The sequence below is a fragment of the Parasediminibacterium paludis genome (genome assembly GCF_042651445.1).
GTDB lineage: Bacteria > Bacteroidota > Bacteroidia > Chitinophagales > Chitinophagaceae > Parasediminibacterium > Parasediminibacterium paludis.
This window is the reverse complement of sequence record NZ_JBHSDC010000016.1, coordinates 13,391-27,129: the sequence shown is the minus strand read 5'-3', so window position 1 is coordinate 27,129 and position 13,739 is coordinate 13,391. Positions and strand designations below refer to the sequence as shown.

14 protein-coding genes are annotated in these 13,739 nt (G+C 36.0%); 10 read left to right on the top strand and 4 right to left on the bottom strand.

Annotated elements, in window-relative coordinates; genetic code table 11:
* Positions 1–115: 115 nt before the first annotated feature.
* A complete protein-coding gene (gene serS, locus ACFOW1_RS09025; RefSeq protein ID WP_379013726.1) occupies positions 116–1,387 on the bottom strand; it encodes a serine--tRNA ligase in 1,272 nt (423 codons plus the stop codon).
* A gap of 110 nt (positions 1,388–1,497) precedes the next feature.
* Here serS and ACFOW1_RS09020 point away from each other — a divergent pair, with 110 nt between their 5' ends.
* The 6 genes from ACFOW1_RS09020 to ACFOW1_RS08995 all read left to right on the top strand — a co-directional run bounded on the left by ACFOW1_RS09020 (position 1,498) and on the right by ACFOW1_RS08995 (position 5,219).
* Positions 1,498–1,923: a transposase gene (locus tag ACFOW1_RS09020; protein ID WP_379013724.1), complete on the top strand. Its 426-nt coding sequence runs from the start codon at positions 1,498–1,500 to the stop codon at positions 1,921–1,923.
* A gap of 254 nt (positions 1,924–2,177) precedes the next feature.
* Complete coding sequence (locus tag ACFOW1_RS09015) at positions 2,178–2,522, top strand: hypothetical protein (protein WP_379013723.1); 345 nt, start codon at positions 2,178–2,180, stop codon at positions 2,520–2,522.
* Between the two features lie 45 nt (positions 2,523–2,567).
* Positions 2,568–3,305: a peptidylprolyl isomerase gene (locus tag ACFOW1_RS09010; RefSeq protein ID WP_379013722.1), complete on the top strand. Its 738-nt coding sequence runs from the start codon at positions 2,568–2,570 to the stop codon at positions 3,303–3,305.
* A 51-nt stretch (positions 3,306–3,356) separates the two neighbouring features.
* Positions 3,357–3,734 (top strand): glycine cleavage system protein GcvH, encoded by a 378-nt coding sequence (gene gcvH, locus ACFOW1_RS09005; protein ID WP_379013721.1) that lies wholly within the window; start codon positions 3,357–3,359, stop codon positions 3,732–3,734.
* An 83-nt stretch (positions 3,735–3,817) separates the two neighbouring features.
* On the top strand, positions 3,818–4,360 hold the full coding sequence (locus ACFOW1_RS09000) for an RNA polymerase sigma factor (RefSeq protein ID WP_379013720.1): 543 nt from the start codon (positions 3,818–3,820) through the stop codon (positions 4,358–4,360).
* A 1-nt stretch (position 4,361) separates the two neighbouring features.
* Positions 4,362–5,219, top strand: coding sequence for an anti-sigma factor (locus ACFOW1_RS08995; RefSeq protein WP_379013718.1), 858 nt, complete (start codon positions 4,362–4,364; stop codon positions 5,217–5,219).
* Between the two features lie 786 nt (positions 5,220–6,005).
* On the opposite strand, the gene ACFOW1_RS08990 is transcribed toward ACFOW1_RS08995, so the two are convergent.
* On the bottom strand, positions 6,006–6,641 hold the full coding sequence (locus ACFOW1_RS08990) for a flavin reductase family protein (protein WP_379013716.1): 636 nt from the start codon (positions 6,639–6,641) through the stop codon (positions 6,006–6,008).
* A gap of 28 nt (positions 6,642–6,669) precedes the next feature.
* Positions 6,670–9,336, bottom strand: a complete 2,667-nt coding sequence (locus ACFOW1_RS08985; RefSeq protein ID WP_379013715.1) for an MGH1-like glycoside hydrolase domain-containing protein — start codon at positions 9,334–9,336, stop codon at positions 6,670–6,672.
* Positions 9,337–9,527: 191 nt separating this feature from the next.
* Here ACFOW1_RS08985 and ACFOW1_RS08980 point away from each other — a divergent pair, with 191 nt between their 5' ends.
* Both ACFOW1_RS08980 and ACFOW1_RS08975 read left to right on the top strand, forming a co-directional pair.
* Positions 9,528–10,178: a phosphoribosylanthranilate isomerase gene (locus ACFOW1_RS08980; RefSeq protein ID WP_379013714.1), complete on the top strand. Its 651-nt coding sequence runs from the start codon at positions 9,528–9,530 to the stop codon at positions 10,176–10,178.
* A gap of 50 nt (positions 10,179–10,228) precedes the next feature.
* Positions 10,229–11,203: an NAD-dependent epimerase/dehydratase family protein gene (locus ACFOW1_RS08975; protein WP_379013712.1), complete on the top strand. Its 975-nt coding sequence runs from the start codon at positions 10,229–10,231 to the stop codon at positions 11,201–11,203.
* A gap of 7 nt (positions 11,204–11,210) precedes the next feature.
* Here ACFOW1_RS08975 and ACFOW1_RS08970 read toward each other — a convergent pair whose 3' ends face one another.
* Complete coding sequence (locus ACFOW1_RS08970; protein ID WP_379013710.1) at positions 11,211–12,155, bottom strand: UDP-3-O-(3-hydroxymyristoyl)glucosamine N-acyltransferase; 945 nt, start codon at positions 12,153–12,155, stop codon at positions 11,211–11,213.
* A gap of 436 nt (positions 12,156–12,591) precedes the next feature.
* Between ACFOW1_RS08970 and ACFOW1_RS08965 the strand changes: the two genes are divergently transcribed.
* Positions 12,592–13,227, top strand: coding sequence for a pseudouridine synthase (locus ACFOW1_RS08965; RefSeq protein WP_379013708.1), 636 nt, complete (start codon positions 12,592–12,594; stop codon positions 13,225–13,227).
* Positions 13,220–13,681 (top strand): GNAT family N-acetyltransferase, encoded by a 462-nt coding sequence (locus ACFOW1_RS08960; protein WP_379013706.1) that lies wholly within the window; start codon positions 13,220–13,222, stop codon positions 13,679–13,681. The genes ACFOW1_RS08965 and ACFOW1_RS08960 overlap by 8 nt, the downstream gene beginning before the upstream one ends.
* Positions 13,682–13,739 lie beyond the last annotated feature (58 nt).

Here is a 13,739-nt window from a genome sequence, read left to right as displayed (position 1 = left end):
TGCTTACTTGAGTTTGCTATAACGAACTTGTGTTCACTTTTTTGGAACTCTAGTTCGCTTTTTGGTTACCAGAGTTCGCTGCAACGAACTCAAGTTTACTTTTCAGAACCTTTTTCTAATTAATAACCGCATTTCCAAAATAGCTGTGTAATACTTTTGGCAAATGGATACCATCTGCTGCTTGATTATTTTCTAGCAAGCAAGCTACAATACGTGGCAATGCCAAAGAACTACCATTTAAAGTATGAGCTAATTGCATTTTACCAGTTTCATCTTTGTAACGGCATTTCATACGGTTGCTTTGAAAACTCTCGAAATTGCTGACAGAACTTACTTCTAACCAGCGTTCTTGCGCTGCACTGTACACTTCAAAATCGTAAGTAATAGCACTTGCAAAGCCCATATCGCCACCGCAAAGGCGCAGAATTCTATACGGTAATTCTAATGATTGTAACAACGCTTCTACATGTTTTACCATATCATCTAGCACTTCAAAACTTTTGCTAGGCTGAACTATTTGAATAATTTCTACTTTTTCAAATTGATGTACACGGTTTAAGCCACGAACATCTTTGCCGTAGCTACCAGCTTCCCGTCTAAAACAAGGGCTATAAGCCGTCATTTTCACAGGCAATTCGGTTTCTTTTAAAATGGTATCACGGTATATATTAGTTACAGGTACTTCAGCTGTAGGTATCAAATACAAATTATCTTCTGTAGCATGGTACATTTGCCCTTCTTTGTCTGGCAACTGACCAGTAGCATAAGCACTCGCTTCATTTACCATAAATGGCGGCAAATATTCGGTGTAGCCAGCCGCCGTGTTATAATCTAAAAAATATTGAATAAGGCTGCGTTGCAATTTGGCGCCTTTACCTATGTACACAGGAAAACCGCTACCAGTAATTTTATTGCCCAATTCAAAATTGATAAGCTTGTATTTGTCTAGCAAATCCCAATGTGGCACTGCGTCTGCTGGCAAATTAGGCTTATCGCCACCTTCACGTACTACCACGTTTTCTTCGGGCGTTCTACCAATTGGTACTTCTTCGGCAGGTAAATTGGGTAGTTGAACCAAAGTTTCTTGCAACTGCTTTTCTACAATAGCCAATTGCTCTAAAAAGCTTGAAACCTGCACCTTATAATTGGCAACTTCGGCTTTGGCGGCTTCGGCTTCTTCTTTTTTACCTTGACCCATTAATTTACCAATCTCTTTAGAAGCGGCATTAATGGAAGCTTGTGTATTATCGTAACTTACTTGTAAACTTTTTCTTTCGTCATCAAATTTAATAATTTCATCAACCAATTCTGGTTGCTTAAAATGTTTCACCGCCAAACGCGCTTTCACCCATTCAGGATTGTTGCGTAGCACACTTACTTGTAACATGATTCTGCGAATTTTGGTGCAAATATAGACTTAGACCTTCCAAGTTTTTGAAACTTGGAAGGTCTAACTGTAGTAATAATTTTATCTATGTAAAAACTTATCTTTATCTTATGGAACAAATTCATTACCAACCATTATTTCCCAATCAATATTATCATATTTATAATAGATGTAATAATTCTGAAAACTTGTTCTACAACGAAGAAAATTATTCTTTTTTCCTAAGGAAATACGATTACTACCTTTCAGATTATTTGGATACATATGCCTATTGCTTATTACCAAACCATTTTCATTTACTAGTAAAAGTGAAGCGCTTAGAAATATTTAAACTTTCTACATTTTTGAAACTTGGCAAAACGCTTGAAGATCCTTCGCAAATTGTATCGGAAGCATTTCGAAGATTTTTCATGAGCTATTCAAAAGCAATCAATAAACAATCTAACAGAACAGGTAGCTTATTTCAAAAAAACTTCAAAAGAAAATTGATTGAAGATAAAGGATACCTTTTGACTTGTGCTAAATACATTCATTAAAATCGTCACAAAAACATGGTATTTGTGACGATTTTAAAACCTATCAGTACAGTAGTTATGGCAGAACAATGGTAGAAAAACCCACAAAACTTATGAAAAAAGAAGTAATAAGTGGGTTTGGCAGTACTGATACTTATAAAAAGCTGGACAATACATTAAAAAGTAATCATGAGATTGTTGAGAAAATAATTATCGAATAATAGTAGACTTTCCAAGTTTTAAAAACTTGGAAAGTCTACCATTACATTTGCCCCATGTTTATATCAGATGATTTACAACAACGTTGGTGGGCTTTAGAAGCCAAATTGGTAGAGCGATTTGGTAAAAAGCCAGATTTAGAAGCCATTTTATTTTTAATAGGCTTACAGGAAACAGGCTTTGAAGCAGAAAAAATAACCAAAGAACAGAAGCAAGACTTGATGCATGTGGCAGTATGTACCTTATTACAATCTAGTGGGTATTTTATATTTGAAGGTAAAGACCCAGACAATTGGCCGCATTTTAAGCAAGTAAAAGAATTACCAGGCAATGGTATTATTGAACAAGAAAATATTTTAAAAGACCACGTTTTACTATATTTTGACCAGATGGGTTTTTAAAATACGTCCCGATTGCTATAGGGATGCGAATAATCACACTAATGTATGACTAGATACTTCCTTGCCATTGTAACCTGTGTAGCTTTAATTGCTGCAAAAGCTCAAACCAAAATGCCTGCTAAAAAAGTGGTGGCAACCAAAAAAGTGGCTACCGCACCAATAAAAATTGCGCCTACTCCAAAAGAACAATTGGTAGAAATAAGTACCAATTATGGTGTCATGATTGCAAAGCTTTACAACCAAACGCCGTTGCATAGAGATAATTTTATAAAATTGGTGCAGCAGGGTTTTTATGATAGTCTGCTATTTCACAGAGTAATAAAAGAATTTATGATTCAAGGTGGCGACCCTACAAGTAAATATGCTACCGATACCACTAGGCTTGGTGGCGGTGCTGCACCCGGCGAAAGGATTCCAGCAGAAATACAAACTGGCTTATATCATAAAAAAGGGGCTTTAGCTGCTGCTAGAGATGGCAACCCCGCAAAAGCAAGTAGCACTTGTCAGTTTTATATTGTACAAGGTAAACGCTACGATTCGGCGCAGCTACAAACTACCTATAACAGCAGAGTAAAAGTGGCTAATCCAGATTTTAGTTTTTCTGCTACACAAAAAGAAGTCTATGAACGCATAGGCGGTACGCCGCAATTAGACCAAAGCTATACCGTATTTGGTGAAGTAATTAGTGGCTTAGATGTTATAGATAAAATTGCATCTGTTCAAACAAAACCAGGTGATAGACCGTTATTGGATGTGCGAATGACAATAAGATTATTGAATTAAGTTGCGACAACCAATTTTTATCTCAATATTTGTGTTCTAAATTTAAAAACAATGAACTTTCCAACAAACTTACGCTACACAAAAGACCACGAATGGATAAGCCTAGAAGGCAATATTGCAACTGTAGGTATTACCGATTTTGCACAAGGTGAATTGGGTGACATTGTATATGTAGATATTAATACAGTTGGTCAAGATGTAGCAGCTGAAGCGGTATTTGGTACTGTAGAAGCGGTTAAAACTGTTAGCGATTTGTTTTTACCAATTGCGGGAAAAGTGCTAGAGGTAAACCCAATCTTGGAGAAACAACCTGAGCTTGTAAATAGTGATCCTTATGGCGACGGTTGGATGGTGAAGATTGAAGTAGCGGATGTAGCAGCCGTAGACGCATTAATGGATGCAGACGCTTACAAAAAATTAGTAGCTTAATTTATTTTTTGCAAAACAAAACCAAAGTTTACGGTAAGTCGTAAATGATTATACCATCACCTAAAAATCTCGCCAAAAGTTAGTTGGAAGCCACAACAAAATATAGCGAATCGGAGCTAGTGCAATTGCTAAAGCAAAGGCAACAATCTGCATTTAGTTATCTTTATGATAATTATAGCGCTGCACTGTTATCGGTAATTGTGGGAGTTGTGGCTGATACAGAACTTGCTAATGATGTATTGCAAGAAGTATTTATAAAAATATGGCGTCAAATAGAATCGTATGATGATGCGAAGGGACGTTTATTTACTTGGATGTTGAATGTAGCAAGAAATGCTTCTATCGATACAGTAAGAAGTAAAAGTTACCAAAATAGCCAACAAAACCAAGAGTTAACAGAACAAACCTATGATGCAGGCGGTACTACACATATTCAAACTGATCAAATGGGTTTGCGTAAAGTAGTACATCAGTTAAAAGAAGATTATAAAGTTTTGGTAGAACTAGCCTATTTCCAAGGGTTTACACAAGATGAAATATCTAAATTGCTCGATATACCATTAGGTACAGTAAAAACAAGATTAAGAACAGCATTAATTCAACTCAGAACAGTTATTAAACAGTAAAGTGAACATTGATAATTACATATCAAGTGGTGCAATTGAAAGCTATGTTTTAGGACTAGCTACCGCACAGGAAGCCGCAGAAGTGCAGCAACTAAGCTTGCAATATCCTGAAATTAAACAGGCCATCGCAGACTTTGAAGCCTCACTAGAAGCTGCTGCCTTTGCAAATGCAATCACACCCGAAGCTTCTAGCAAAGAGAAGCTAATGTTTGCCTTACAAGATGAATTTGTGGCGCCCATCGTTAATATTGTGCCAACAAATACGCATTCTAATAAAATAGAAGCAGTTACTGAAACACCAGTTAAGTCATTCGCTACAAAAAGAAAAATTAATATTTGGCAATTTGTAGCCGCAGCATCTGTTATTTTATTAGTTATCAGTGGTAGTTTAAATATATTTTACTATTCAGAGTATAATAAAGCCAATGAAAAAGTGGTGGCTTTGCTAAATGAGAAGAATACCTTAACTGCCGATAATAATACAATGCAGGTAAAATACGCAGATATTGCTGCTAGTTTGCAAGCGTTAAGTGATACTAATATTATTAAGGTACCTATGAAAGGGGCACCAGGTAAAGAAACGAACTTTGCTACGGTGTATTGGGATAGCAAAACCAAAGATGTATATTTATATGCTAATAATTTACCTAAGGCACCGTCTGATAAACAATATCAACTATGGGCTTTAGTAGATGGTAAGCCAGTAGATGCTGGTATGTTAAATGCAGATTGTAATGGCGTTTGTAAATTAAAGAATATTGTAAAAGCTGGCGCATTTGCAATAACGCTTGAGAAAAAAGGCGGTAGCCCCACACCAGATTTGTCGCAATTGCAAGTGATTGGTAATGTAAAAGTCTAAACAGTTTTCAATAACTCTACATATATCAAAAAAGGCTTTCCGTGGAAAGCCTTTTTTGATATATAGTCTCATTCTAAGACCAACTTTAATTGTGATTATAATTTAATACGTTCAGGTGAAAAATCTATCCCACTAGCATTAAAAACCTAAAAAATAGTCAGAAATTACCCAACTTTTTGCAAAGACTATTCGAAAAAGCTCAGAAACTCTGGATCTAAGCAGGCATAAGCAAATTCAAATTAAAAAAAATTATTATTTAATAATAGAACACTCGTTTTCAGCACATTATTATTTACCTAGTTGCATGTCCATTAAAATTGGCAGAATGGAATACAAAAGCGCATCATCTTAAGTTACTGTTAAAGTTGTAAAATTAAAATACTTGTTTTACTACAAGCATTTAGCTAAAAAAAGTGCAACTATGCACCTAGATTATAAAAAGTATTTAAAAATAAGCAACGCTATTTAATGTAAAGATTTACCCCACTAAAAAGTACTGATACATACTACTGATACCCAAAAACATCAATTGCCACAACTCATTGTAACTGTAATTAATAAGCTTAAAACTTTTTAATTAATATTTTAAACGTAGGCATTCTGTATAGAAGCGTTGCATAACTTATTCATAAATCGCATGGTTTATGAGTTTTCAAAAGGATAGAAACATCCCGTTTCTACGGAGTGTCTGTTTTTTTATTAGGATTTAAACGGCCCGTTTCCACGGGCCGTTTTTGTTTCCTCAATATTTTTTGAATACATGCAGATTGTATAAATAACTACAATTTATTTTAAAATCTCGATAGGTTTTTCTGGTTTTGCATAACCATATCTAGCCAATTTTTGTGTACTATAATATGCATCAACACCAAGACTGGCAAGACTTTCAGCTTGTTCAAGTGCTAAAAAACCATCTGCCTGCATCAGATTATCTGCAAGTATTACATCGGTTACTCTACCGATTACTAAAAACGTATTATTGTGTGTGATAGGCACAATTTCAACTAATGATAATGCATATTTTACATGACTTTCTTTCACAAACGGCGCCACTAGGTTAGGTAGGTAAAATTCGGTTAAGCCAACTTCTCTAAACTCATTTACATCAATAGGATATTTAGCACTGCTTTGGTGCGCTTGTGCTGCAATAGTAGGATGAATATGATTGATGGTGTAAACATCAGTTGCTTTGATATTATCAATTGTGTGCGGTGCAGCAGCAAGTGGCCTATTAATAAAACCAATCAAAGCTGGGTCTGAACCAAGATGTACCACACTACTAAACACACCTAAATTTGGTTGTCCATTTGCATTTACGGTACCTATTAGACTTACAGCTTTAAATCCTGTAAGACAATTAATAAAATTCGCTCTGTAAAAGCGCTCCCAAGTTTTAATAGTGTTGATGGTTATGTGTTGCATAGTAATATATTTCTTTGCCAATATGCTATTATTCCTCACCTTCTTCTTTAAACGATTCAATTACTTTTTTAGGCTGTGGTTTATGGCGCTCCATTTGGTGAATTAAATCGGCAACGCAGGCCGTCCACCCAGTTTGGTGGGACGCCCCTAACCCCGTACCTGAATCGCCATGAAAATATTCATAAAATTGTAGCAAATCTTTATTGCAATCTTGCTGGTAAAACCAATTATAAGCACCGTTAAATGCCCTATTGCCTTTATCATTAATTGTAAACAAACTAATAATTCTATTAGTTAAAAAATCTGCAACATCTGTTAAGTTCATCATATTGCCAGAACCTGTAGGACATTCAACTTTTAATGTATCGCCGTAAAACAAACCATATCGTCTAACAGATCGAATAAGTAAATAGTTTAGAGGCATCCACACTGGACCACGCCAGTTAGAGTTGCCGCCAAACATATTAGAAGTACTATCACCTGGATCGTATTGTATAGTATACACTTTTCCATCTAATGTAATTGAGTAAGGGTGCTTTTCGTGATATTTCGATAATGCTCTAATACCGCCTTCCGATAGAAATTCTTCTTCATTTAGCATACGTTTTAACAAAGCAATTAGACGTTCTCTTGGTACTAGCGAGATTAAAATCATATCACTATCACTCCTTTCTTCATTGGGCCAAAAGCGATTGTTTTTCTTTCGATAATTTTCAAACCACGTGATCCGCTTTTTAAAATCTGGCAATTTGGTAATAGTACTTTTCTCTATCACAGAAACAGCCAGTAACGGAATTAAACCTACAATAGATTGTACTTTTAAGGGCATTGCTTCACCACCTTTTACACTTACACAATCATAAAAAAATTGGTCTTTTTCATTCCATAAAACATTGTCATTCATCGCTTCTGCAATTAATACAAAATGTTCGAAGAACTTGGTAGCCATATCTTCAAATGAAATATCGTGGGTAGCAATTTCAAGTGCAATATCCATCATATTTAAAGCATACTTACCCATCCAGCTTGTGCCGTCTGCTTGCTCCAAATGCATATTGGCCGCTACACCATGACTTCTATCAAATACGCCAATATTATCTAACCCCAAAAAGCCACCTTCAAATAAATTATTACCACTTTCATCTTTTCTATTAATCCACCAAGTGAAATTGATAATAAGTTTTTGAAATATTCGCTTCAAAAAAGTAAGGTCACCCTTACCAGTATTTTGCTTATCAATGCGATATACTTGTAAAGCTGCCCAAGCATGTACTGGTGGATTAACATCACTAAAATTCCATTCGTAAGCAGGTAATTGACCATCAGGTTTCATGTACCACTCACGCATAATTAATTGTAATTGGTGCTTTGCAAAAGTGGGGTCAATCATGGCCATAGGTATGCAGTGGAAAGCCAAATCCCAAGCAGCATACCAAGGGTATTCCCACTTATCGGGCATCAAAATGATGTCCTGATTTTTAAGATGTTTCCAATCGCTATTTCGACCTTTTTTCTTCCCATCATTTACTGGCGTTAAACCATCTGTAGAGGTAAGCCATGTTTCTACATCATAGTGGTAATATTGCTTACTCCACAATAAACCAGCAAAAGCTTGACGCTGAATAGCAAGTAATTCGGGGGTTGCAGATTGGCATAGCACTGATGCATAAAAATCGTCAGCTTGTGCTTTACGACTTGAAAAAACTTGTTCAAACCCTGTACCAAATGGTGTATCATGAGCCTTGCTACTTAGCCTGCAGTAAATAGTTTTAGTACTATGCGCTTCTATTTGTAATTTATATATAGGCGAAAACTTTGTGCCTTTTTTGCGGCTGCGTAAAGCTTCTACGTTTTCCCCATCAATAATAGCGGTATGGAAGGCATCTTTTACAAAAGGTGAGGCATTAGGTATGCCCATTATTCTTTGCTTGTTTGTTTCATTATCTGTGTAAAAGTTATCATCGGGTTTTTGGAAATAGAAGTAGTATTTCCCCAAACGTTCTTGTTCCGCTTTTACAGCAGTTTTGTTAATTTCAGTAATTAAAGGCTTCTTTTCATCCGCATTATTTTTCCATCGGTTGTAAAACCAAAGCGTGGGTAATACAGTAATTGGCGCTGCCTTATGAAAGCGATTTGTGATATCGATTTTAATAAAAATATCTTGTGGGCTTTGCTTAGCATAAGTAATTTTTACATCAAAGTATTCGTTATGGTCAAATACACCAGTATCTAATATCTCATATTCAGGCTCGGTTTTGCTACGCCATTTGTTGCGAGCCACCAACTCATTGTAAGGAAATTTTTGTTGTGGATACTTGTACAGATATTCCATGTAATAATGCGTGGGTACATTATCTAAGTAATAATACAATTCCTTCACATCTTCACCGTGGTTACCCTCATTATTACCAAGGCCAAACAAACGTTCTTTTAGTATTGGATCCTTGCCATTCCAAAGTGCTACAGCAAAACATAAGTTTTGAAAATAATCTGTAATACCCGCCAATCCATCTTCGCCCCAGCGGTAGACTCTACTATGTGCATGATCATGAGGAAAGTAATTCCACGCATCACCATATTGACCATAATCTTCACGTACAGTACCCCATTGGCGTTCGCTGAGATAAGGCCCCCATTGTTCTAAAGGAATTTTTTTTCGATCATTAACGGCTAGTCTTTGATGTTCTGCAGTCATAATATTAGTTTACAATTGGCAAATAGTTTAGGTTTGATAGTATGTTACTATCTCATTTTCAAACGGTTGCAATTGTTAGGGTTTATGCAATTAGTGTGTTAAAAATACAGCAATTGTAGTTTGCACAAATACCTGTACATGAAATACATGATACGCTATAGTTACTTATCTTCAATAATTAAACTAAATATATGTTTCCTAAAGTAAAGATTTGCTGTATTAGTTCTGAAGAGGAAGCAAGTATGGCTATAGGCTATGGTGCAGCAGCATTGGGTTTGGTGGCAAAAATGCCAAGTGGCCCAGGTGTGATTGATGATGCATTAATTGCTACTATTGCTGCGCTTGTACCACCACCAATTGGTACTTTTATGCTTACTAGCGAAACCAATGTTGACGAAATAATAGCGCATCACTATCGTACAAACACTAATACGATTCAAATAGTAGATGCCTTACAAAGTGGTACTTATAAGGCCATTAAAACCGCATTGCCTGTGATAAAAATTGTTCAGGTAATTCATATTATTAACGAAGCTTCTGTAGATGAAGCGCTACAAATAGCTGAACATGTTGATGCTTTATTGTTAGACAGTGGTAACCCCAATCTTGTTTTAAAAGAATTAGGCGGTACAGGCAGAACGCACAACTGGCAACTGAGCAAACAAATAGTTGCACAGTGTAAGAAACCTGTATTTTTAGCTGGGGGTTTAAAAATAGATAATGTTAAACGGGCTATAGATATTGTTCAGCCCTATGGTATAGATGTATGCAGTGGTGTGAGAACTAATCAGCAATTAGACCCACATAAGCTTGAGGTATTTTTTAGAACGGTTTATGCGTAATCGATACGGTGTTGCTTTACATTTGCCTTTAACTTCACAAAAAATAATTGATGATAGTAGTTACTGGTGCCAATGGTTTGGTTGGCTCTCACCTTATTACAGCACTATTAGCACAAGGCAAGCAGGTAAAGGCTTTGTACCACAAGAGCCATGCAGATGTACATCACCAAAATCTTATTTGGCAACAAGGCGATATATTAGATATTACAGGCTTGGAAGAAATATTTACAGAGATTACACAAGTATACCATTGTGCCGCTATTGTTTCATTTAGTCCAAAAGATAAACACCTTTTGTATAAAACCAATGTTGAAGGCACTGCTAATGTGGTGAATGCTTGTTTAAGTGCAGGTGTGCAAAAGCTGCTTTATGTAAGTTCTGTTGCAGCTTTGGGCAGAGCTGGTAATGATAAATTAATAAGTGAAAATAATAAGTGGATTGATGGAAAGCACAATAGCGAATACGCAAAGTCTAAATACCTCGCTGAAATGGAAGTGTGGCGAGGCATTGGCGAAGGATTAGAAGCAGTGATTATCAATCCAAGTATTATTCTCGGTTGTAGCGATTGGACCAAAGGTTCTGCAGCGATTTTTAAAAACGCCTACAAAGAATTTCCTTGGTATACTAATGGTACCAATGGTTTTGTAGATGTACAGGACGTTGTAACGATTATGACTAAGTTAATGGATAGCCATGTTAATGCGCAGCGCTTTGTTATTAGTGGTTACAATCTTAGCTATCAAGCTTTATTTACAAGTATTGCAAATGCCTTTCGAAAGAAGCCACCCCATAAATTGGTAACGCCTTTTTTGGCTGAAATTGTTTGGCGACTTGAAGCTTTAAAAGCTAAGTTCTCAAGCAGCAAACCATTACTTACTAAAGAAACTGCAAGAACCGCTCAGCAAATCATTTCATACAATAATAGCAAGCTGTTAAATGCCTTACCAGATTTTAAATACAAGGCCATGAATAACTCCATTGAAAGGATTTGCCAGGAGTTTAAGTCGCAGTATCAACTCAGCTAAACTTGCATTAGCCATTTACTTTTTTCCAAAGTTCTGGTATACGTTTTATCCAAATTAATTCACGACGTTTTACAGATGCTTCTTGGGTAGGGGTACCCCAATATATTTTATTACCCTCAATAGATGATGGTACTCCCCCTTGTGCTAGCACTACTGCGTTGGCGCCAATGGTAAGCGATTTACTTACACCTACTTGACCCCACAATGTTACACCATCTTCTAGAGTAGTAGCACCAGCAATGGCAACCTGTGCTGCAAGCAAGCAGTTTTTACCAATCACAACGTCATGACCAAGATGTACTAGATTATCAATAATAGTCCCCTTACCAATAATGGTACTTGCACTTACACCTCTGTCGATGGTACAACCACAACCTATTTCTACATTATCTTCAACTATCACATTGCCACAGCTATTCATTTTCTTAAACCACACCTCTCTATTTTTCTTAGTATTGTAGTAAAATGCATCACCACCAATAACAGTACCAGCTTGTATTACAACGTTATTACCAATAACACAATAGTCCATAATGGTTACATTAGGATAGATAATACAATTAGTACCAATGGTTACATGATTACCAATAAATACATTGGGCATAATGGTCGTATGTTCACCAATAACTGCTGTATCACTGATGCTTTTTGTAGCTGGTTCAAAGGGACGAAAGTGATTAGTAATTGTTTGATAAGCTTCAAATGGATTATCTGCAACCAATAGAGCTTTGCCTTCCGGAATAGTTACGTTTTTACTATTGATAATAATAAAATCCGCAGCACTTTGTAAGCACTTATCGTAGTATTTTGGGTGATCTACAAATACTAAATCGCCAGTTTCTACTTTGTGTATCTCATTAATGCCCGTGGCTTGTAATGTAGGATTACCAATAACTTCAGCATTTATTAATTCAGCAATCCAAGTAATCGAAACTGGTGATGGGAACTTCATCTTGTAGTATTTTAAATGATAGTTGTCAAAGGTAATCGGCGGTTAATGAGTAAACATAATTTTTAGCGATAATCATCAAATAATTTTTATCAAAATACTTACAGTTAAAAGCATAATTACAAAAGCAATTAAGATTGAGGATACCTACGCAGGCCTTATAAACAAAGACTTTCAGAAATTATAATCGTTACAATTCAAGTACAGCAAATGATTTAACTATTGTTTTAAAGATCATCTACGCGTACAGCTATTCACATACTATTCAATAAATGTGAATAAAATAGTTGTAAGATTTTTTTGTGTTGGTTGAAAGTATTTTTAATATTGTGAAGGGAAGTTACTATTCCCCTTACTTACTAACCCATCTATATAGAAGTCCTGCCTAGGTAGGACTTTTTCTTTTATCAAGAATAAGGTGAAATTTATTACAGTATTTATGGCAACTAAAGCAGCTACAACTATTGTAAACATTGATATTTGCGGTATGCAACGTTACTTTATTATCTACAAGCCATACCTGGTTCAATCACAGTTTTCTGCCCATGAAGGCAAGCAAACCTTGGCTGATTTTTTTAAAGTACCGAAAGATATGTATCCTGTTGGCAGACTAGATGCTGATAGTGAAGGACTATTAATTTTAACCAACGATAAGGCTTTGAATCATCGTTTATTACATCCAAGCTTTGCACACGAAAGAATGTATTGGGCACAGGTGGATGGTGCGGTTACAAATGAAGCCATAAGTAATTTAGAAAAAGGTGTAACCATTAATGTGGATGGTATCATGTACGCTACTAAGCCTTGTAAGGCAAAGCTATTAACAAGTGAACCAATAGTGCCGCCACGAACACCACCTATCAGATTTAGAAAAGATATTCCTGCACCATGGATAGAACTTGTTTTAACAGAAGGTAAAAACAGACAGGTGCGTAAAATGACAGCTGCTATTGGTTTTCCTACGTTGCGCTTAATTAGAAATCGAATTGAACAAATTATGCTTAGCGACATGCAACCAGGCGACATGATTGAGCTATCAAAATCTTCCATCTACAAAAAACTATTTAATGAATAACGCATTTTACGAAGCAATAAAAGACAATTTCCTAATTAGTACCAACCCTATCTTACTTGATGTAAAAGCGATTTATCAATACTTGTCACAAGAATCTTATTGGGCAAAGAATATACCCCTAGCAACCGTAGAAAAATCTATCAAACATTCATTGTGTTTTGGTATGTACGATGGTAGTGAACTTATTGGCTTTGCTAGATTAATTACCGACATGGCTACTTTTGCATATTTATGTGATGTATTTGTGATGGTGACTTATAGAAAAAGAGGTTTATCTAAATGGTTAATGCAGACTATTCATATGCACCCAGAATTGCAAGGTTTAAGACGCTGGTTACTCGGCACTAGAGATGCACAAGGTTTGTACCAACAATTTGGGTGGGAAGTTGTACCTGAAGATATGTATAAGCGTTTTATGCAATTGCATTTTCCTGACGTGTATGTAAAAGATTAAACAATCCCCAACCGTCATAATAAACCGTTAATTTTGCCGCTCAATTTTAGAAGAGTGG

Coding starts and splice junctions, on each gene's coding strand:
- ACFOW1_RS08965 (WP_379013708.1), top strand. CDS start 12,592: ATGGCAACTAAAGCAGCTACAACTATTGTAAACATTGATATTTGCGGT.
- ACFOW1_RS09010 (WP_379013722.1), top strand. CDS start 2,568: ATGACTAGATACTTCCTTGCCATTGTAACCTGTGTAGCTTTAATTGCT.
- ACFOW1_RS08975 (WP_379013712.1), top strand. CDS start 10,229: ATGATAGTAGTTACTGGTGCCAATGGTTTGGTTGGCTCTCACCTTATT.
- ACFOW1_RS08990 (WP_379013716.1), bottom strand. CDS start 6,641: ATGCAACACATAACCATCAACACTATTAAAACTTGGGAGCGCTTTTAC.
- ACFOW1_RS08970 (WP_379013710.1), bottom strand. CDS start 12,155: ATGAAGTTCCCATCACCAGTTTCGATTACTTGGATTGCTGAATTAATA.
- ACFOW1_RS09020 (WP_379013724.1), top strand. CDS start 1,498: ATGGAACAAATTCATTACCAACCATTATTTCCCAATCAATATTATCAT.
- serS (WP_379013726.1), bottom strand. CDS start 1,387: ATGTTACAAGTAAGTGTGCTACGCAACAATCCTGAATGGGTGAAAGCG.
- ACFOW1_RS08980 (WP_379013714.1), top strand. CDS start 9,528: ATGTTTCCTAAAGTAAAGATTTGCTGTATTAGTTCTGAAGAGGAAGCA.
- ACFOW1_RS08985 (WP_379013715.1), bottom strand. CDS start 9,336: ATGACTGCAGAACATCAAAGACTAGCCGTTAATGATCGAAAAAAAATT.
- ACFOW1_RS08960 (WP_379013706.1), top strand. CDS start 13,220: ATGAATAACGCATTTTACGAAGCAATAAAAGACAATTTCCTAATTAGT.
- ACFOW1_RS09015 (WP_379013723.1), top strand. CDS start 2,178: ATGTTTATATCAGATGATTTACAACAACGTTGGTGGGCTTTAGAAGCC.
- gcvH (WP_379013721.1), top strand. CDS start 3,357: ATGAACTTTCCAACAAACTTACGCTACACAAAAGACCACGAATGGATA.